This is a genomic window from Sphaerisporangium aureirubrum (assembly GCF_042658925.1).
GTDB lineage: Bacteria > Actinomycetota > Actinomycetes > Streptosporangiales > Streptosporangiaceae > Sphaerisporangium > Sphaerisporangium aureirubrum.
Genome location: NZ_JBHSRF010000044.1, coordinates 1 through 19,889 on the forward strand (window position 1 = coordinate 1; position 19,889 = coordinate 19,889).

Sequence of the window (19,889 nt, forward strand, 5' to 3'; positions counted from 1 at the left end):
CTGCTGGGGGCGGGGGCGCTGCTGGAGCCGGGGGAGGTCGTGCTGGGGGAGGGGGAGTCGTACCGGACGCCTTGGGTGTACTTCACCTGGTCGGGGGCGGGGCTGGACGAGGCGGGCGGGCGGCTGCACGACCATCTGCGGGCTTCGCGGGGCGGCTGGGGGGCGCGGCCGGTCACGTTGAACAACTGGGAGGCCACCTACTTCGACCACGACGTGGACCGGCTGCTCGCGCTGGCGGAGCAGGCGGCGGCGGCCGGGGTGGAGCGGTTCGTGCTGGACGACGGGTGGTTCCGCGGGCGGCGGCACGACCGGGCCGGGCTCGGCGACTGGTACGTGGACGAGACGGTCTGGCCGGGTGGGCTGCACCGGCTCGTGGGGCACGTCCGCAACCTCGGGATGCAGTTCGGGTTGTGGTTCGAGCCGGAGATGGTCAACCCGGACTCCGACCTGGCGCGCGCGCACCCCGACTGGATCCTCGGCCGCGCCGCGCGGCCGCCGGGGCTCCAGCGCAACCAGCAGGTGCTCGACCTGTCCAGGCCCGAGGTCTTCGGCTACCTGCTGGAACGGCTGGACGCGCTGGTGCGCGAGTACGCCCTGGACTACGTCAAGTGGGACCACAACCGCGACATCGCCGAGCCCGTGCGGCACGACGGCGTGCCCGGCGTGCACGCGCAGACCCTCGCGGCCTACCGGCTCGTCGACGAGCTGCGCCGCCGCCACCCGGCGCTGGAGGTCGAGTCGTGCTCCTCGGGCGGCGCGCGCGTCGACTACGGCATCCTGGCCCGCACCGACCGCGTGTGGACCTCCGACAGCAACGACGCCCTGGACCGGCAGCTCATCCAGCGCTGGACCGGCCTGCTGGTGCCGCCCGAGCTGATGGGCTGCCACGTCGGCGCGCCCGCCGACCACATCACCGGCCGGGCGCTGCCGCTCGCCTTCCGCGCCGCCACCGCGCTGTTCGGCCACATGGGCGTGGAATGGGACCTGGTCTCGGCGAGCCAGGCCGAACGTGACGAGCTCGCCGTGTGGATCGCCCTGCACAAGCGGTTGCGCCCGCTGCTGCACACCGGACGGGTCGTCCGCGCCGACCACCCCGACCCCTCGGCGCTGGTGCACGGCGTCGTGCGGCCCGAGCGCGCGGTGTTCGCCTACGTCCAGCTCACCTCCAGGGTCGCCGCCGGGCCCGACCCGGTCCGGCTGCCGGGACTCGATCCCGCCGCCCGCTACGAGGTCCGCCTCGCCGGGCCGCTCCCCGAAGGCGCGGCGCTGCCCCGATGGGCCGCCGCCCCGGTATGCCTGCCCGGGGCGGTGCTCACCGAGGCCGGCCTGCCCGCGCCCGCGTTGCGACCGGCGTCCGTGCTGCTCATCGAGGCCGAGAACATCTCAGACACCGAATGAGAAGGGGCCGGCCGCGGGGAGTGGTCCGCGGCCGGCCCCGGGTGGTGCCGGTGGTGGTATCTCAGTGCCTGGACACCGTGAGGGTGCCGGTGAGCGGGCCGAGTTCCACGGTGTAGGTGCCCGGGGAACCGCGGCGGACCTCGAAGGTGAGCTTTACCGCCTTGCCGGCGCCGACCTGGAAGGTCCGGCGGGGTTCCGGCAGGCCGCCGACGACCAGGGCGGCGTCGTACGGGCCCGGCTTCTCGCCGATGTTCTTGACCCACGCCGTGATCCGCACCGGGCGTCCGGGGCGGGCGGTGGCGGGGCTGACGTCGAGGCCGGTCAGGGCGAAGCGGGGTTCGGGACCGGGGCGCCGGTCGTGGACGAAGATGTCGTAACGGCGGTTGGTGTCGCCTTCGACCAGGTCGGTGGACGTGCTGTGGAAGGCGACGAACCGCCCGTCGCCGCTGATGGACGGCAGCTCGGTCAGGCCGTCGCTCTCCCCGCCCCCCGGCGCGGTGGAGATCCACTCAAGGGAACCGGTGGTCATGTCGCGTACGTAGGCGTCGGGCCGGGTGTTGGTGTCTTCCGGCACCAGGCCGGCGTAGCTGTAGAACGCGACCGTCCGGCCGTCGGTGGTGAGCGACGGCGCGAGGGCCATGTTGGTGGACGGGGTGCCGTCGGCGTTCGCCGACACAAGGGTGGTGGTGCGGGACCGCCGGTCGTACAGATAGATCTGCAGGTTCACGCTGAAGACCACCATCTGGCCGTCCGCGCTGATCACCGGCCAGACGGCCTCGGCGCCGTCCGGCGCCGTGATCCGTTCGACCGCGCCGGTCTCCCGGTCGCGGACGAACACGTCGATCAGCCCGTTGGTGTCTTCCGGCACCAGGTTGGCCGCCGCGCTCTGGAACGCGACGTAGCGGCCGTCGGCGCTGATGGACGCCTCCCGCGAGCTGCCGTCGCCCTGCACGCCGCCCGCACCGACCGAGACACGCTCGATCGTCCCGTTCACCCGGTCGCGGACGAACACGTCGGTGCCCCCGTTGGTGTCGCCGGGCACCAGGTTGGTGGCCTCGCTGATGAATACGGCGTACCGGCCGTCGCCGCTGAACGCCGCGGGCCCGGACAGGTCGTTCGCCTGCGTGCCGTCGGCGGCCACCGAGAGCCGTTCGGTCTTTCCGGTCCGCCGGTCGTGCGCGAAGGTGTCGGCGTAGCCGTTGGTGTCGCCGGGCACCAGGTTGGCCGACCCGCTGTTGAACCCGACGTACCGGCCGTCGGCGCTGATCATCGGCGACAGCGAGAAGCTGTCGCCCTGCGTGCCGTCGGAGGCCACCGACACCCGCTCGGTCTCGCCGGTGCGCAGGTCGGTCGCGAAGATGTCGAGGTCGTCGTTGGTGTCGCCGGGCACGAGATTGGACGCCATGCTGGCCCACGTCACATGGTTGCCGTCGGCGCTCAGCCGCGGCCACCACGCGTCGGAGTTGCCCTGCTTGTGGTCGGTGGACAGCGAGATCCGCTCGGTGGGCGGCGGCTTCGGCAGGGCGAGGTCGGCCCGTGCCGTGCCGGTGCGCACACGGACGGGCGCCGGGGCCGACCGGGACACGCCGGGCGCCACGGCGGAGATCCGGTACTCGCCCTCGGGCACGCCGGCGATGGTGTATCGGCCGTTCAGGTCCGTCGTCCCGGCCAGCGGGTCGGGCACGCCGAGAACCGTGACCGTGGCGCCCGGCACCGTCGAGCCGGTCGGGCCGTACACGACCTGGCCGGAGATCCTGCCCCGGCGGGTCTGGTCGAGCGCGACGCGGAGGTCGGTGAAGCGGTTCGCCGTGACCCGCACGCGGACCGGCTCCTGCTTGTAGCCGAACCGGGTCAGCGTCAGGTCGTGGGTGCCGGCGGCGGCCCGGAACTCGAACCGGCCCCGCGCGTCGGTCGTCACGCTACGGCCGGTGGCGCCCCGGGTGACCGTCACGCCGGCGAGCGGCTCGCGGGTCTTGCCGTCGGTGACGGTGCCCCGCACGCCGCTGGTGAGCGCGGCCTCGGCGACGGCGGCGTAGGCGTCGATCCGCCCCGCGCCGTACCGCGGGTTGGGGAGCGCGCCGTAGCGGTCGTCGGAGAACGACGTGTCCTCCAGGATGGCGAGGGCCTCGGCGACGCCGAGCTCGGGACGGGCCTGGAGCATCAGCGCGACCACGCCCGAGACGTGCGGGGTGGCCATCGAGGTTCCGCTGAGCTCCCCGTACCCGCCTCCCGGTATGGCGGACAGCACGTCCAGGCCCGGAGCGGAGATGTCCGGCACGACGTAGGTGTCCGGCCAGTCGCCCGGCGCGTCGATCCAGTCGTCGCGGCGCACCACACCGCCGCAGGAGAAGTCCGGCACGTCGTCGTTGACGTCGGTGGCGCCGACCGCCACCGCGTCGTACACGTTGCCGGGGCTGCCGGAGCCGCCGGGGAGGCACTCGTTGCCGATGGCGAACGACGGGAAGGCGCCGGCCCGCAGGATGTTGCGGGTGGGCTCGATCATCTCGTCGGAGTAGCCCTCGCCGCCGAGTGACATGCTGACGACGTCCGCGGGCTCGCCGGCCGGTTCGCCGTCCTTGTCGTACGGGGCGATGGCCCACTGCATGCCGGCGATCACCTGGGCGAGCGTGCCGTTGCCGCCCGGGATGACCAGCCCGGCCATCAGCTCGACGCCGGGCGCCACGCCGATCGCCGTGCCCGAGGCGTCGCCGCCGGCGATGGTGCCCGCCACGTGGGTGCCGTGGTAACTGCTGTCGTGCGGCGTGGTCGGCACGGGGGTGCCGTCGGCGGCGAACTCGATCCAGCCGCCGGGGTGGGACGGGTCGGCGGGGTCGTCGGAGACGAGCTTGCCCGCGAGGTCGGGGTGGGTGATGTCGACGCCGGTGTCGAGCACCGCGACCCGCACGCCGTCACCGGTGAGGCCGCGCTCGGAGCGCACCCGGTCGGCGCCGATCTTCTTGATGCCCCACGTCGTCTCGCCCTCGCCCTCGGCCGCGGCGCGGCGTGGCTCGGCGCGCGGGGCGGTCAGCGTGAAGTTGGGGATGACCCGCTCCACCAGGGGGGACGCGGCGAGCGCGTCCAGGGTGGCTGGCTTGACCCGGACCAGGACCATGTTCTTCAGCCAGAACGTGTTGAGCACCTGGTCACCGTGGGACTCGATCAGGTCCACCACGGGGGCCTGCGTGGTCTCGGCCGTCTTCTCCAGTTCCCCGGGCACCTCGTCCGTGTCGGCCGCCCCGGCGGGGGGCGGCGCGGGGGTGTCCACGATGACGACCGCCTCCACGCGGCCGTCGGCGGGGGTCCTGGTGTTCTCCGGCCGATCGAGCAGCTCCGGGGCGATCTTCTCCCTGGGGGCCGGTTCCGCCGGAGGCGCCTGTGCGGTCGCCGGGGCGGGGGGCAGGACCACGAGGAGCGATCCGAGCACCAGCAGTACCGCGACCAACAGGCGTTGCCCGCGAGAACGCGGGGCGCACAGCGACATGTGGGGGGCTCCTTCGGCCATGTGCACGCGGGGACGCAGGACGAACGCTGACATGTCGCATGAAGAGAAGACAAGTTGATGTTGAGGCGACTTTCTGCCAGGTGACGGGAATGCGACAATGGGCACCGGTCATCGGAGGTCGTGCCCGGGAGGCGGCGTGCTCGAAGCGATAGGGCTGAGCCAGCAGGACGAGGCGGTGTACGACGCCCTGGTGCGCCGGGCGCAGGCGACGATCTCGGAGCTCGTCCAGGACTCCCATCTGCCCGAGTCGGCCATCCGGCGAGGGCTGCGGTCGCTGACCGACCTCGGCCTGGCCACCCGCTCGGCCGGCCGGCCGGTCCGCTACGTCGCCGTCTCGCCGGACAGCGGCCTGGAGGCCGTGCTGCGCGAGCGCGAGGCGGGGCTGCACGACGTCCGCCTGCACATCAGGACGCTGATGAAGATGTACCAGGCGGGCACCCGGTTCGCCCATCCCGGCGAGCTGATCGAGGTGATCTCGGGCCGGGACGAGGTCAACCAGCACTGGGTGCGGATGCAGCAGAACACCCACGCGCAGATGCGCGGCTTCGACCGTCCCCCGTACGCCGCCCCGCAGGCGCACACCGAGTCCAACCACGTCGAGATCGCCCTGCTGCAGCGCGGGGTGAAGTACCGGGTCATCTACGACAAGAGCGCCCTGGAACTGCCGGGATGGCGGGACGACGTGGCCGCGGGGCTACGCCACGGGGAGCAGGCCAGGATCGCCGAGGTGCCGATGAAGCTCGCCATCTCCGACGACCGGCTGGCCATGCTCCCGCTGCTGCGGTCCGGCGACGACGCGGTCACCGCGTCGTACCTGATCCACCCGTCGCCGCTGCTGGACGCGCTGGTCGCCCTGTTCGAGGTGACGTGGGAGCGCGCGGTCCCGGTCCAGCTGCGCTCGCCCGCCGCCGGCGAGCTGTCGGAGGACGAGGCGCGGCTGCTGGCGCTGCTGGCCTCGGGGGCGACCGACAAGGCGGCCAGCCGGGCACTCGGCTGGAGCGAGCGGACCGTGCAGCGGCATGTCACCAAGCTGATGCTCCGGGTCGGGGCGCAGACGAGGTTCCAGATCGCCATGGAGGCCACCCGCCGCGGATGGATCTGACCGGTGCGGGAAACGGCGGCGGGGGAGAAACATTTCGCTGTTATCCGGGCCCGTCCGCCGTCCGGTAAAGCGTTGTAGAAACAATATAGGCGTGCTTTATTATAACGATTCTATACCGACGTGAAGGAAGATCGGCGGCGCGACCTCACAAGTGGGGAACGTGAGGTGTGAGATGTCTCGTGCTGTTTCGGCTGAAAGTTTCACACCAGTCGTGCGCTCCTGCCTGGGGGAAGGTGCGAGGTGGGAGATGTACGACCTACCTGGGTGAAAGTTTCACGGCAGCGTGCAGGTGGAGCATGGCGATCCTCGTGTTTATTGACATCTAATGTCATATTTGTCAATCTATCGGGGATCGATCACGTCTCCCGGCGGTGCACACACCGGGAATTCCGGAATATGTGACTAGCGAAACTAGAAACGCCATGGATGAGACGGGTCAAGGTCCTTCGACGAGCGGGACCGATGCCATTCAGATCGACAGGCTCACGAGCATGGAGCTGACCGTGCTCTCCTTGATCGCCAGCGGGCACAGCGTATCCGAGATCGCGAGCCTGTTGCGGATGGGGCCACGCGGGGTGGAGAGCCACAAGCGGCACCTCTACGGCAAGCTGGGCGTGGGTTCACAGATCCACGCGGTGTCCCGCGGTATCTCCCTCGGCCTGTTCGACCTGCCGAGAAACGTCGACCTGCCACCGCGGTTGCACCCCGAGCGCGGCCGTCCGGAACTCGTCATCGTGCACGCCCTGCCCGGCGCCTGCTTCGAGGTGTCCGCCGCGCTCCTGGAACGTGGCACGGCCTTCCTGCTCGCGCCCACCGGCGACGTGGAGGGGGACCCGGCCATCTGCTGGCACCGGGGCCCGATGACGGTGCTGCTGGTCGACCCGCTGCCCAGGGACTGGTCGTTGCCGACCCGCCTGCACGCGCCTTCCGTCATCGTGCGCTCCACCCTGCCGAGCCTCGCCGCGGTGATGGACGCCCTGCGCCGGGGCGCCCGCGGCCTCGTCTGCGCGACCGACGTCCGCCGGGAGCTCGACACGGTGCTGACACTGGTGATGCGCGGCTACCACTTCGTCATGACCTCCTCCTACGCCGGGGAGAACCTCTACGGGCAGGTGGAGGACCCGCCGCGCGTCCCGGAACTGACCTCGCGGGAGCGTGACATCCTCGCCTCCATCGCCAGCGGGCACACCATCCGCCAGACCGCCCGCGCGCTCGGCATCACCACCAAGACGGTGGAGAACACCCAGGCGCGGCTGTTCCGCAAGCTCGGCACGCGCAACCGGCAGGAGACGCTCACCCTCGCCTACCAGCTCGGCGTGGTGCCGGGCGCCGAGGCCGGGAAGGTCTGACCGCCCGGGAGGCGTCTCCTCCCGGGCGGCACGAGGACGGGTGGCCCCCGGAGCCGGGGGCCACCCGTCCTTTCTCGCGGGCCGGGCCGCTAGCTGCGCGCGCAGCGGGCGTTGTTGAGCGTGAAGTCAGGCGGCTCCGCGTTGGTGGCGTTGTCCCACCTGGCGTTGAACCCGATGCCGTTCTGCGAGCCTCCCGGCGGGATGGTGGCGTTGAAGGTCTGGTTGGTCACCGCGGTGCTCGGGCCCGACTGGGTCACGGTGCCGTTCCACAGCTCGGTGACGGCCTGGCCGTTAGGGAACCGCCAGCGCAGGGTCCAGCCCGAGATCGGGGTGGACCCGAGGTTGGTGATCTTTATGTTGGCCTGGAAGTTCCCCGACCAGCTCGTGGTGAGCGAGTAGTCGACCGCGCACCTCGGCGCGGGCAGTTCGTCCTCGGCCACCTGGAACACGTTGGCGTTCAGCTCGCCGGCCGGGATGTCGGTGTTGGAGGCGATGATCTGGCCGAGCGTGCGCCGGTAGTCGATCCCGTACCGGGTCCTGATGTTGGTCAGCGCGGTGGCGTCGTTGCCGTAGAAGAACCGGTCGCCGTCGCGCAGCGCCTGGAACTGCCGGGTCCAGATGGCGAGCTGGAGCTCACCGAACTCGGTGCCCGCCACGTGCGGCTCGGCGACCATGCCGACGAAGGCGTCCACCGCGTCCACGTTCCCGTAGATCGCGCGCAGCCGCGACGCGTTCGTGGTCCGGCGGACCGACCGGGTCGCCGAGGCGTCGTCGTCGGCCGGGAGCGCCGTGCCGTCGATGTCGAACAGCGCCGTGTGGGTGAGGCTGTCGGGGTCGTTGATCTCGTTCCCGGGCGTCAGCGCCGGGTCGGCGGGGAAGGCGTCGGTGCTCTCTCCGGTGATCGCCGTGAAGCTGGTCCGCGGTGCCAGCCCGTACGCCTGCCGCATCTGGTTGTACGACGGCATCCCGTGGTCGCGCCCGCGCTCGACGTCGATCGCGCCGAGGTCGACGACGCCCCGGAAGCACTGGGGCAGCGTGGGACCGTCGAGGCACTCGGGGTTGCCCGCCACCGGGACCTGGAACAGCACGCTGCGCAACTGGTTGTCGATCTGCTCGTCGTTCTTGTACTCCGCCTCCAGCCCGATGGCCTGCAGCAGCGGGCCGAGCTGCAGCGCCGGCACCAGGTCGGGGTTGAAGAAGGCCACGTTGAGCGGCACCGCGAGCGCCACCTCGTCGCCGAGGTCCTCGATCTCGACGCCCTGGGCCTCCAGCGCGTCCCGCTGGGCGGCGGTGTACCGGTCGGCGTCGGCCTCCACCTCGACCTCGCCGTGGATCTGGCTGTGCGCCCGGTAGCCGACCGTGGCGAACTCGTTGGAGAGGTTGGCGTTCACCGCCGGGCGGTAACCGGCGTACAACGGGAGGGCGACGCCCAGGGTGGGGAGGAACTCGTTGTAGGTGACGTACTGCACCTCGGCGATGACCACGCGCCGGGCGATCTGGAACTTGTCCTCCTCGGACAGGGAGCTCGGCAGCAGCGCGACGATCCGGTTGTGCTCGCGCGCGAACAGGGTGTGGGTCGCGGTCAGCGTGATGTTCTCGTTGACCCGCGCCTCTCCGGCCACCATCGCGCTCGCCGGGCTGGCCCGCAGCCTGCCGTCCACGTCCGAGGCGGGGGCGGACGCCGCGTTGCCCCTGCTGTCGCGCCGGGGCAGGTAGTTGCCGGGCAGCAGCAGGCGGGCGCCGTTGTTGGCGAGGTTGCCGTCCACCGGGCCCTCGCGCAGCCATTCGAGCCGCGTGTCGTTCTCCCCGTAGACGGTCGACGCGTCGAGGTAGGTGCCGATGGTGTTGGTCTGCTGGCGCGGGTTGGACGCGTTCGTGCCCGTGCCCGCGGTGGCGGCCGACCGGGTGAACGAGATGGCGCCCAGGTTGTTGGCGAACGTCTCCAGCGGGTCGGCGCTGTTGAAGGGGATGTTCGCCGCGGTCGCCGTCGGGCCGGCGGCGTCGCGCAGGCCGACCGTGTGGTCGAGGAACTGGCCCCAGGTGAAGCCCCACTGGGTGACCCGCCGCTCGGAGAAGATGTTCTGGTGGATGTCGTTGAAGAGGCGGTTGCTGATGAATCTGCTGTTGGGCCCCGTACGCGGGGCGCTCACCCCGTCGGCGTACCGGGCCGGCGCCACCCGTGAGTAGGCGGTGCCGCCCTGCCCCCAGGTGGGGTTGGCGACGTTGTTACCACTGCCGTTGAGACTCTCGACCTCGAACGGGACGGCCGCGCGGGCTTCAGGGGCGGCGACCACTCCACCGAGGACGAGCATCGTCGCGCAGGCGACGAGGAACGACGTCCTTCCCGGGCCTCGTCGGCGGCGAAGGGAGACATATCGAATGACGGGATGGCGGTGGTGGTACATCAGGGGGCCTCCACACGTTTTTCTCGTGCGAGTGAAAGTTTTCGCGGAAGATCCGGCCTTCGTCCAATGACCGAAGGAAACGGATGGTGGGGCATGATTCATTGCGCCAGGAACGCGGGATCGCGTTTTTGGAAGCGTGGCCACCGAGTAATGAATCAAAGGATCTCGTCCGGCGGTGATGGCACGCCAAAAACATGCGCTCTGCTATGAACCTCCAGGTCGGAGAGGGTTGTGCCCCACGCGGCAATGCTGTTCTTCCGCCTGTGACGCGTCAATGGAGACCTCTGGACAGGTACTCCTTGGGGGCGATTAACACCTAGGTGTATTTTTATTCGCCGGGGGCCCGGAGTGTTTCTTCCGATGATCGGGGCGGCTCGCCCGGCGCCGGAGACCCGGTCTTGTCGGTGGCCGTCGCTAGTGTGGGCGGGTCAGGCTCGGACACGACATGACACGACAGGGAGATCTCATGCCTTCTCGCCTCAACCCCTATATCAGCTTCGCCGGCGACGCCCGCGAGGCCATGGAGTTCTACCGCTCCGTCTTCGGGGGCGATCTGTCCCTGCACACCTTCGGCGAGTCCGGCGCCCAGGAGCCGGAGCTGGCCACCAAGATCATGCACGCCATGCTGGAGACCCCGAGCGGCTACACCCTCATGGGCTCCGACACCCCGCCCGGCATGGACCACACCCCCGGCAACACCATCACGGTCAGCCTCAGCGGCGACGACGGCGACGAGCTCCGCGGCTACTGGGAGAAGCTGTCCGAGCGCGGCACCGTCTCGGTCCCCCTGGAGAAGCAGATGTGGGGCGACGAGTTCGGCGCCTGCGTGGACCGCTTCGGCACCGGCTGGATGGTGAACATCACCCAGGGGCAGGGCTGACCCCGGTGCCTCGCGGTGGCGAGGCGTCCGGCCGGGTCTCCCAGGCCCGGCCGGGCGTCACGATGCCCGGCGGACGCTGAAGTCGTCGAAGGACACCGTGACGGTGCCGCCGCCGGCCTCGGGGACCTGCGCCACCAGCCCGGCCTGGCTGTGCGGGCCGTCCGCCGGAGGCGTGGGGTCGGCCGTCTCCAGTACCCGGGTGCCGTCGACCCAGAAGGTGAGGCGGGTGGCGGTGCCGGATCCGTCGCAGCGTGCCTGCAGGCGGATGTCCTGGCCCGGGCGGGGTGCGGCGACCTTGACCGGGGGCACCAGGTCGAGGCGGGTGCCCTGCGCGTTCCTGACGACGCGCGCCGTGCCGTCGAGGCCGAGGAGGAAGAGGTAGCCGTTCGGGGTGTCCTCGTCCCAGCGGCACAGCAGTCCGTAGGCGGCGCGGCCCGTGGAGCCCTCCCGTACCTGCGTGGTCACGCCGATCAGCACGTTCCGCTCGGGTGCGGACGGCGGGTTCTTGGGCGGCACGGGGGACAGGGCGGCGCCGAACGGGTCGTCCTTGTCGGCGTAGATCGAGTAGACGCCGCGCTCGATCTCGTACCCGTGGGTGGTGCGCTCGTCCCCGCTCGCGCCGGGGTTGAACGTGTACCCGTCCCAGTTCCCCCGGTCCCCGAAGTCGTCGCCGTACAGCAGGGTCCCACCGCTCGGCGCCCCGTCCCCGGGGCCGGTGAGCACGGGCCGCAGCACCAGCACCCCGGCCGTGACGACCAGCGCCGTTCCGACGGCGACGACCGGCCACAGCAGCCGCCGCCGCGCCGGCCGCCGCCCGGCCCGCCGCGTGGTGTCCGCCTCGGCGGCGGTGGCGCCCGGCGTGGCGGGTGAGCGGGTACGCTCCGCCGACGGCGACGGAACGGCGCCGTCCGCCGGGCGCGTCGGCGTGGCCGGATCCGGCCCGCCGCGGACGGGATAGGTCGGCGTGCCCGGAACCGGGTCGGGGTGGAGCCGGGAGGTCGCGGTGGCCGGGTGTGGGGTGGCGGGGATCGTTTGTGCGGGGCCGGCTGCCGGCGGGGGGCCGGAGACGGGTGCGGTGGGGATGTCCTCGCCGGTGAGATGGCGGAGGGCCTGGGCGGCGGTGGGACGGATGGCGGGGTCCTTGGCCAGGCAGGACGCGAGGAGGGAGTGGAGGTCGGAGGGGACGCCGGTCAGGTCGGGGTCCGCGGTGGAGATGGCGAACAGCAGGGTGGGGATGGTCGCGCCGGGGAAGGCGAGGTGGCCGGTGGCGGCGTACACCATCGTGGCGGCCCAGCTGAACAGGTCGGAGGCCGTGCCCGGGGTCTGACCGGCGAGCTGCTCGGGGGAGATGTAGGCGGGGGTGCCGATCAGGCCGGAGGACGTGGTGGCGTGGCCGAGTTCGCGGGCGATGCCGAAGTCGATGACCACCGGCCCCTCGGGGCCGAGGATCACATTGCTCGGCTTGAAGTCGCGGTGCACGATGCCCGCCCGGTGGATCGCCGCCAGCGCGGTCACCGTGGCCACCGCCAGGCGCTGCAGCCCGCTGCCGCCGCGCGGCCCGCCGGTCGCGACGGCCTCCGCCAGCGAGACGCCCGGGATGTACTCGCTCACCACATAGGGACGGTCGTCGGACGTGCCCGCGTCCAGCACGCGGGCCGTGCAGAACAGCGCGACCCTGCGCGCGGTCTCCGCCTCGCGCAGAAACCGCCGCTGGCTCTCGCTGTCCGCCGCCGCCCTCGAATGCAGCACCTTCACCGCGACCTGCCCACCCGAGGGACCCTCGCCGAGATAGACGACGCCCTGACCCCCCTCGCCGAGCACTCCCGTCAGCCGGTAGCCACCTATCCGCTCAGGCTCTCCCGGCCCCAGTGCACGCGGGCGCACGGCCCACCTCTTCGATCGTCTCGGCGTTGCAGATGTGAGGCATCACCCTAGGGTCTGCCGGTCCCCCGGGAAAGCGTCATATGCCGCACGGCCCGCGCGATACGCCCGCATCTTCATCCGATGTCCGGAAAAAGCTCCATATGAACGTACGGCCCGCGCGCATCCTCGTCCGACGCGTCCGAAAGAAGCGTCATACCCGTCCGGCTCCGCCACGCCACGGGCTGGGCCGGGGCCACCAGCCGGGCACGGCCGCGCGGTACTCCTCGTACTCCGCACCGAAGGTACGGCGCAAGGTGGGCTCCTCGTGAAGACGGACAAAAGCGAAGGTCGCCGCGAAGGCTGCCGCCGCATACCAGATCAGGGAGAACCGGCCGAGCAGTAGTGCCTGGCCCAAGATTGCCGCGAGCACTCCCACATACATGGGATTGCGCACGTGGCGGTACAGCCCGCCGACGACAAGATGCTCGGGCGGCGCCGCCGGCATCGGCGTACCAAACCCCTCCCGAACAAACCGCACAAACGCATCCACCACCACCACCAGCCCCACAAGCACAAGCCCCCCACCGAGCCCCCTGAGCGCCCCCGTCACCCAACCGATCACCCCCGGCAACTCCGCCACCCGCCATCCCGTGATAAGCCACGGCACCAACACCGCCACGGTCCCAGGCGCAGCGACAAAAAAGAGCACACTTCCAACCGCCGCAGGCGCCCTACGCATCCCGACCACCTCTCCACCAGAACTCATCAGAGGATGAAATCCTACCGTCGCCGCCATCCCCTGGGAATCCGTGGCAGCGGCACGCTAGCGACGATTCTCACGGAATCGAGCGCGTGCAGGCGGTGAGCGCGTGGGAGTATGCGGGAGCAGGCGGTGAACGCGGGCGGATGACGTCCCCGGTAGTGGGGTAACTCCTGGGGATCTTCGTGAAGGGTGTCGATGGCCGGCCGCCTGACACCGGGGGCGGCGAATTCATGATCACGGCCGCAGAAATCACACCACTTGGCGGAACCTCACCCGCGGGGCGGCGCCGCCCCGCGCCCCGTCGGGGTCGTCTAGTCGGCGCCGCGGCGGTGGGACGTGGTGTGGCGAATTCGGCGCCGCTGCACGGCGGGATACCGGCCCGACGGGACCTGTCGCGGTGGTGCACCATGAGCCCGGCACCTGAACGCGGCGGCGCCGTCGCCGCGCCGCCTCGTCGGGGTCCTTTACCGGCGCCGCGGCGGTGGGACGTTGTACGGCGAATTCGGCGCCGTCGTGCGGTGGGATACCGGCCTGGCGGGACTCGTCGCGGTGGTGCACCATGAGCTCGGCACCTGAAGGCGGCGGCGTCGCCCCGTCGCCTCGTCGGGGTCTTTTAGTCGGCGCCGCGGCGGTGGGATGTTGTGCGGCGTATTCGGCGCCGTCGTGCGGTGGGATACCGGCTCGGCGGGACTCGTCGCGGTGGTGCACCATGAGCTCGGCACCTGAAGGCGGCGGCGTCGCCCCGTCGCCTCGTCGGGGTCTTTTAGTCGGCGCCGCGGCGGTGGGATGTTGTACGGCGAACTCGGTGCCGTTGCACGGTGGGATACCGGTCCGACGGGACACGTTGGTGCACCATGAGCCCGGCAGGCCCGGGGGTGCGGGGGTGTCCCCCGCAGGAGAACAGCCCTTGCGCCTTCCGCGCGGAGCGCGGCCTTCGCGAGGACCATTTCACCGGGGGCCCGCGCACACCGGGTTCGGTGTTCCGCCGTACGGCGGCGCCGTGTTCGCCGTACCACGTCCCGCCGCCGCGGCGCCGGTAGAGGATCCCGACGAGGCGGCGGGGCGACGGGGCCGCCGCCTTCGGCGGGCGACCGGCTCTACTCGCGACGGCCTCATCGCCCGGCGGGGCGGAGGGTTGACGCGCTGGGGCATCCGTCGGGGTCGTGATCCGTAGCGTCCCGTAACGCGGAGGGTTGACGCGCCCGGTTATCTCGTCAAGGGGGCGGCCCGGGGTGGGGGCCGCCGTCCGGTACCGGGACGGGCCGCCTCTTTGCCGTCGGGTACCGGGCGGGGCCGCCTTGGCCGGGCCGGAACCGGGTGGGTCGTGGCCGGGGGGTCACGGCCGGGTGGGGTAGCACAAACAGTAGGTAACTGGTTGGCGGGGGTGTAGCGGGTGTTCGCTGTTTCATCATTTCTCACGAATTGTGGGGGAGGGGGGAGGGACCTTCGCTGGTGGGAGCGCTGGGGGATTCGTGACCCCCCATAATCGGCGGGCGAGAACTCCCTTTCCGGGCCCCACTCCGTTCGCGGGCCGCAACACGTCCCATCCTGCTGCGTAGCATGAGTCTCTGGCCCGTGTCCCTGACCGACGGAGGGCTCTGGTATGGGAGGGTTCTTCCGCCTGCTCCGCGACCGGGCCGACGCCAACGCCCGTCGCGCGGTCGAGACGTACACGAGCCAGCTGGCCGACTACCGCCTCATGTCCGCCGACGCCCGCTCGCACGCCTCGCTGTTCGACTTCGCCGTGCTCCTGCGCCGGCGCACGTTCGAGCTGGCCGAGGACAACCGGCCGTTCAGCGAGGACGACCTCGCGCACATGGCGGCGATGGGCAAGGAGCGCGGCGAGCGGGGCGTGTCGCTCGCCTCCCACCGCCGGGTGCTCCTGCTCCACTCCACGCTCACGCTGCGCGAGGTCCAGGAGGCCGCGGAACCCGACGACCTCGAGGCGCTGATGATGACGCTCGACTGGCTCGGGCCGCACGGGACGACCGCGCAGAGCGCCTACACCCGCGGCTACGTGGCGGGCCAGGAACGCCTGCTGCCCATGGCCGCCCGCGTCCAGCTGCTGGCCAAGGCGCTGCTCGCCGAGGAGCCGACCGCGACCGAGATGGTCACGGGCCTCGGCATGGCCGTGCCGGAGCGCTACACCGTGACGGTGGTGCGGGTCTCGGGCCGGTCGATCCGCCGGACGGAGTGGCCCCGAGACGAGGTCCTGGAGGTCCTGCTCAAGACGCACCTCATGCCGCTCTCCTGGCCCGTCCCCGAGGAGTTCGTGGCGCTGGTGCCCGCCGACGACGGCGTGCCCGCCACCGGCCGCGCGCTGTCGGTGGCGCAGGACTTCGCCGCGGCGATCGGCCGGCCCTGCTCGGTCGGCACGGCCACCGGGCGGCTGGACGCGCTGGCGGCGACGTTCGCCCTGGCGCGGCAGGTCAGCGAGGCCTCGCCCATCGAGAACGTCCCGCGCCGCGCCCGCACCCTCGCCGACGTCTTCGTCGAGCTCGGCGCCGCGCAGGTGCCCGAGGCCGACGAGTGGCTGCACGACGTGGCCCGGCGCCTCGCCTCCGGCCCCGACCTGGTGACCACTCTGAACGTCTACTACGGCTGCGACATGAACCGCCTGCGCGCTTCCGCCGCGCTGCACGTCCACCCCCGCACACTGGACTACCGCCTGCAGAGAGTGCGTGAGCTGACCGGGCTGAACCCCGGTTCCACGCGCGGCATTCTCGTGCTGAACACCGCCGTCGCGCGGCTGCTCGCCGGGGCGTGGCCCGACGCGATGTGAGCATCTGTCCGGAACCTGCCGCCGTGCCCGGCGACCGGGGTAGGGTCGAGTCGGCGACGTAGGGGACGCGTCCGCCCGTTACCCATGGAGCCGTGCACCAAGGAACCTCCTCACCGCTGTGCTCACATTCATGTCTGAACGGAGCTGACGATGACGATCACCCAGGTGACGCCCGACCCGAGGGCGCCGCTGGTACGGCTGGCCGCGTTGCTGGACGACGGGTCGGTGGAGCCGATCCACGCCCCGGACGGCAGCGGCGTGGCCGCGGTGCGCGGGCGGATCGGCGGCTCGCCGGTGATGGCCTACTGCACCGACGCCACCATGATGGGCGGCTCGCTCGGTACCAACGAGGTGGCGCACATCATTCAGGCCATCGACGAGGCCGTCGTGCGGCGGCGGCCGGTCATCGGCCTTTGGCACTCCGGCGGCGCCCGGCTCGCCGACGGCGTGGAGTCCATGGACGCGGTGGGCCGCATGTTCCAGGCGATGATCCGCGCCTCGGGACGCGTCCCGCAGATCTCGGTGGTGCTCGGCCCGGCCGCGGGGGCGGCGGCGTACGGCCCGGCGCTCACCGACCTCGTCATCATGTCCGAGCAGGGCAAGGTGTTCATCACCGGCCCCGAGGTCATCTCCATGGTGACCGGCGAGCGCATCGACATGGTGGGCCTCGGTGGCACCGACGTGCACGCGCGCAAGTCCGGCGTCGTGCACGTGGTCACCGACTCGGAGGCCGAGGCGTACCTCCACGCCCGCCGCATCACCGGCCTGCTCTCCCGCCACGGCGACTTCAACATCGAGGAGGCGGCCGACGAGGACCACGACCTGATCGGCTTGCTGCCCGACCGGCCGCGCCGCGCCTACGACGTCCGCCCGCTGCTGCGCCGCATCCTGGACGGCGGCGGCGACGCGCTGGAGGAGCTGCAGGCGAAGTGGGCCCCCAACATGGTGGTCGGCCTCGGCCGCCTCGGCGGGCGTTCCATCGGCGTGGTGGCCAACAACCCGCTGCGCAAGGGCGGTTGCCTGGACTCGCTCAGCGCCGAGAAGGCCGCCCGCTTCGTCCGGATGTGCGATGCCTTCGGGCTGCCGCTGCTGGTCGTCGTGGACGTGCCGGGCTACCTGCCGGGCGTCGGCCAGGAGTGGGAGGGCGTGGTGCGCCGCGGCGCCAAGCTGCTGCACGCCTTCGGCGAGTCGGTCGTGCCCCGGGTGACCCTCATCACCCGCAAGTCCTACGGCGGCGCGTACATCGCGATGAACTCCCGTTCCCTCGGCGCCGACGCGGTGTTCGCCTGGCCGGAGGCCGAGGTCGCGGTGATGGCCGCCGAGCCCGCCGTCAACGTCCTGCACCGCAAGCGCCTCGCCGCCACCCCCGAGGCCGAGCGCGACGCGCTGCGCGCCGAGCTGGTCGAGGAGCACCGCCGCATCGCGGGCGGCGTCGACCGCGCCATGTCGCTCGGCGTGGTCGACGAGGTCGTCACCCCGGCCCGCACCCGCCGCCGCCTGGTGGAGGCCTTCTCCAGCATCCCCGAGAACCGCGGCAGGCACGGCAACATCCCGCTCTGACCCGCGAGACCTCGGGGGGAACGCCCCTGGCGGGGCGCCGGGACGGGTTCAGGGTCCCGGCGCCCCGCCGCTCAGTCCCGCCACGCGGCGGCGAGCAGCTCGAACGAACGCGCCCGGTCCTCGTGGTCGTGGGTGATGGTGGTGACCAGCAGCTCGTCGGCGCCGGTCGCGTCGCGCAGCACACGCAGCCGGTCCGCGACGGTGCCCGGCGACCCGGCGAACTGCGTGTCCACGCGGTCGGCGACCAGCTCGCGGTCCGCCGCGGTCCACACGTGGGCGGCGGCCTCCAGCGGCGACGGGAACGGCGGGGCGCCGGTGCCCGTGCGGATGTCGCGCACCCACAGGCCGTACGGCGCGGCGATCCGGCGGGCCTCCTCGTCGGTGGCGGCCACCACGACGTCGGCCGACACCATGACGTGCGGCGCGGACAGCACCGCCGACGGCTTGAAGGCGTCCCGGTAGGCCTCGACGGCCTCCAGCACCGCGGACGGGGCCACGTGGTAGTTGGCGGCGAACGGCAAGCCCCGTTCCCCGGCCACCTGCGCGCTCTGCCCGCCGCTGCTGCCGAGGATCCACAGCTCCACCTCGGCGCCCTCCCCGGGCTGGGCGTGCGCGGCGTGTCCCTCGGCGGACCGGTAGGAACCGGCGATGAACGCCTGGATGTCGTCCACCTGCTCGGCGAAGTCGGGCGACTCGGCCCCCGGCTGCTGCAGCAGGGAGGCGTGCAGCCGGAACAGCGGCGAGCCCGCCAGCGAGGCGTAGGAGAACGGCGGCGGGATCAGCAGGCCGTGCACGACCCGTGGCTCGGCGGGGACGGCCGGGACGGCCGGGGGTGGCGAGCCCGCGGCGGCGCGCAGTTCCTTGGTGCGCTGCCCCGACCGGCCGAGGCCGAGGTCGATCCGGCCCGGGTACAGCGCGTCCAGCGTGCCGAACTGCTCGACCACCGCGAGCGCGGTCTGGTGGCCGAGCTGTACGGCGCCGGACCCGACCCTGATGCGCTCGGTGGCCGCCGCGACGGCGCCGATGAGCACGGCGGGCGCCGAGCTCGCCACGCCCTCGGCGAGGTGGTGCTCGGCGAGCCAGTACCGGTGGTAGCCGGCCCGTTCGGCCCGCCGGGCCAGGTCGACGGTGTTGCGCACCGCGTCCCGGGCGGTGCCGCCGGAGACGACGGGCGCCAGGTCGAGGATGGACAACCGGGTCATGAGGGTCCTCCCGGGGATAGCGGCCTGCTCGGGATCTCTTTGCGCAGGACGGGGGCGATCTCGTTCTGGAACAGCTCCAGGGAGGCGCGGTACCGGTCGGCGGGGAGCCCGTCGGGCTCGGCGGACAGGTGCATCACCTCGTGGCCCAGCCGGTCGTGGTACCGGTGCACCTTGTCGATGATCTGCTGAGGGCTGCCGACGAGCAGGGAGCTGCGTTCGAGGGCGTCCTCCAGGGTGGGGAACACCGGGTCGATGCCGCGCGCGGCGAACAGGCGCAGCCGGGCGTCGAACACCGGCCGGTACTCCTCGATCGCGTCCTGGGACTTCGGCGTGCAGTAGTACCCGGCGCTGCCCGCGCCGACCAGCGCGCCGGCGGGGTCGCGGCCGTAGTGTTCCCAGCGTTCCCGGTAGTACCGCACCAGCTCGGCGTACGGCTCGACCGCGTGGGTGACGTTGGCGGAGAAGATCGGGTCGCCGTGCCTGGCGGCGAGGTCCACCGACTCCTTGCTGGTCGCGCTGCCGTGCCAGACCCGGACGGGCCGCTGCAACGGCCGGGGCAGCACCTCGGCGTTCCGCAGTGACGGGCGGTAGCGGCCCGACCAGGTGACCGTGTCCTCCCGCCAGAGCCGCCGGAACAGTTCGTAGCCTTCCCGGTTGCGGTCCCACTGGTCCTGCTCGGTCACGTGGAACAGCTCCGCCTGCGCGGTTCCGTTGCCCTTGCCGATCATCAGGTCCAGCCGTCCGCCGGACAGGTGGTCCAGGGTCGCGTAGTCCTCGTACGCCCGGACCGGGTCGAGCAGGCTGAGCGTCGTCACCGCCGTGAACAGCCGGATCCGCGAGGTGAGCGCGGCGACGTGGCTCAGCACCACGGGCGGGGACGAGGACAGGAACGGCCGTTCGTGCCGTTCGCCGAAGGCGAAGCCGTCGAAGCCCAGCTCCTCGGCGAGCACGGCGGCGGCGGCGACCTCGCGGAACCTCTCGGTGACCGGTGTCAGCTCCCCGGTCCGCGGGTGCGGGAGGTGGAACGCGAGCGTGAGGGCGAGGAACTTCATCGCCGGTGGATCTCCTTCCGGAAGCCGTGCC

12 protein-coding genes are annotated in these 19,889 nt (G+C 71.9%); 6 read left to right on the forward strand and 6 right to left on the reverse strand.

The window, feature by feature from the left end; genetic code table 11:
• Positions 1-1,398: alpha-galactosidase (locus ACFP1K_RS25325; protein WP_380757628.1), on the forward strand; the 1,398-nt coding region annotated here is incomplete at its 5' end.
• A 61-nt stretch (positions 1,399-1,459) separates the two neighbouring features.
• Here the strand turns inward: ACFP1K_RS25325 and ACFP1K_RS25330 are convergent.
• Positions 1,460-4,933 (reverse strand): S8 family serine peptidase, encoded by a 3,474-nt coding sequence (locus tag ACFP1K_RS25330; protein WP_380757630.1) that lies wholly within the window; start codon positions 4,931-4,933, stop codon positions 1,460-1,462.
• A gap of 103 nt (positions 4,934-5,036) precedes the next feature.
• On the opposite strand from ACFP1K_RS25330, the gene ACFP1K_RS25335 reads away from it, so the two are divergent.
• Positions 5,037-6,002: a helix-turn-helix domain-containing protein gene (locus ACFP1K_RS25335; RefSeq protein WP_380757632.1), complete on the forward strand. Its 966-nt coding sequence runs from the start codon at positions 5,037-5,039 to the stop codon at positions 6,000-6,002.
• A gap of 491 nt (positions 6,003-6,493) precedes the next feature.
• Positions 6,494-7,351 carry a LuxR C-terminal-related transcriptional regulator gene (locus tag ACFP1K_RS25340; protein ID WP_380757634.1) on the forward strand — a complete coding sequence of 286 codons (858 nt, stop codon included), beginning with the start codon at positions 6,494-6,496 and terminating at the stop codon, positions 7,349-7,351.
• Between the two features lie 89 nt (positions 7,352-7,440).
• Here the strand turns inward: ACFP1K_RS25340 and ACFP1K_RS25345 are convergent, their stop codons facing one another.
• A complete protein-coding gene (locus ACFP1K_RS25345; RefSeq protein WP_380757636.1) occupies positions 7,441-9,663 on the reverse strand; it encodes a peroxidase family protein in 2,223 nt (740 codons plus the stop codon).
• Between the two features lie 559 nt (positions 9,664-10,222).
• Here ACFP1K_RS25345 and ACFP1K_RS25350 point away from each other — a divergent pair.
• Positions 10,223-10,636, forward strand: a complete 414-nt coding sequence (locus ACFP1K_RS25350) for a VOC family protein (RefSeq protein ID WP_380757638.1) — start codon at positions 10,223-10,225, stop codon at positions 10,634-10,636.
• A 57-nt stretch (positions 10,637-10,693) separates the two neighbouring features.
• Here the strand turns inward: ACFP1K_RS25350 and ACFP1K_RS25355 are convergent, their stop codons facing one another.
• A complete protein-coding gene (locus tag ACFP1K_RS25355; protein ID WP_380757640.1) occupies positions 10,694-12,520 on the reverse strand; it encodes a protein kinase domain-containing protein in 1,827 nt (608 codons plus the stop codon).
• A gap of 190 nt (positions 12,521-12,710) precedes the next feature.
• Positions 12,711-13,178 carry a methyltransferase family protein gene (locus tag ACFP1K_RS25360; RefSeq protein WP_380757642.1) on the reverse strand — a complete coding sequence of 156 codons (468 nt, stop codon included), beginning with the start codon at positions 13,176-13,178 and terminating at the stop codon, positions 12,711-12,713.
• Positions 13,179-14,865: 1,687 nt separating this feature from the next.
• Here ACFP1K_RS25360 and ACFP1K_RS25365 point away from each other — a divergent pair.
• Both ACFP1K_RS25365 and ACFP1K_RS25370 read left to right on the forward strand, forming a co-directional pair.
• Positions 14,866-16,044 carry a PucR family transcriptional regulator gene (locus ACFP1K_RS25365; RefSeq protein WP_380757644.1) on the forward strand — a complete coding sequence of 393 codons (1,179 nt, stop codon included), beginning with the start codon at positions 14,866-14,868 and terminating at the stop codon, positions 16,042-16,044.
• Positions 16,045-16,194: 150 nt separating this feature from the next.
• Positions 16,195-17,604 carry an acyl-CoA carboxylase subunit beta gene (locus tag ACFP1K_RS25370; RefSeq protein ID WP_380757646.1) on the forward strand — a complete coding sequence of 470 codons (1,410 nt, stop codon included), beginning with the start codon at positions 16,195-16,197 and terminating at the stop codon, positions 17,602-17,604.
• A 71-nt stretch (positions 17,605-17,675) separates the two neighbouring features.
• Here the strand turns inward: ACFP1K_RS25370 and ACFP1K_RS25375 are convergent, their stop codons facing one another.
• Positions 17,676-18,806, reverse strand: coding sequence for an LLM class flavin-dependent oxidoreductase (locus ACFP1K_RS25375; protein WP_380757648.1), 1,131 nt, complete (start codon positions 18,804-18,806; stop codon positions 17,676-17,678).
• Positions 18,803-19,858 carry an LLM class flavin-dependent oxidoreductase gene (locus ACFP1K_RS25380; protein WP_380757649.1) on the reverse strand — a complete coding sequence of 352 codons (1,056 nt, stop codon included), beginning with the start codon at positions 19,856-19,858 and terminating at the stop codon, positions 18,803-18,805. The genes ACFP1K_RS25375 and ACFP1K_RS25380 overlap by 4 nt, the downstream gene beginning before the upstream one ends.
• Positions 19,859-19,889: the final 31 nt, after the last annotated feature.

What these genes read in the sequence shown, in the direction of transcription:
- ACFP1K_RS25370 (WP_380757646.1), top strand. Translation starts at nt 16,195, where the DNA reads ATGACGATCACCCAGGTGACGCCCGACCCGAGGGCGCCGCTGGTACGG.
- ACFP1K_RS25380 (WP_380757649.1), bottom strand. Translation starts at nt 19,858, where the DNA reads ATGAAGTTCCTCGCCCTCACGCTCGCGTTCCACCTCCCGCACCCGCGG.
- ACFP1K_RS25330 (WP_380757630.1), bottom strand. Translation starts at nt 4,933, where the DNA reads ATGTCAGCGTTCGTCCTGCGTCCCCGCGTGCACATGGCCGAAGGAGCC.
- ACFP1K_RS25375 (WP_380757648.1), bottom strand. Translation starts at nt 18,806, where the DNA reads ATGACCCGGTTGTCCATCCTCGACCTGGCGCCCGTCGTCTCCGGCGGC.
- ACFP1K_RS25345 (WP_380757636.1), bottom strand. Translation starts at nt 9,663, where the DNA reads ATGCTCGTCCTCGGTGGAGTGGTCGCCGCCCCTGAAGCCCGCGCGGCC.
- ACFP1K_RS25365 (WP_380757644.1), top strand. Translation starts at nt 14,866, where the DNA reads ATGGGAGGGTTCTTCCGCCTGCTCCGCGACCGGGCCGACGCCAACGCC.
- ACFP1K_RS25350 (WP_380757638.1), top strand. Translation starts at nt 10,223, where the DNA reads ATGCCTTCTCGCCTCAACCCCTATATCAGCTTCGCCGGCGACGCCCGC.
- ACFP1K_RS25340 (WP_380757634.1), top strand. Translation starts at nt 6,494, where the DNA reads ATGGAGCTGACCGTGCTCTCCTTGATCGCCAGCGGGCACAGCGTATCC.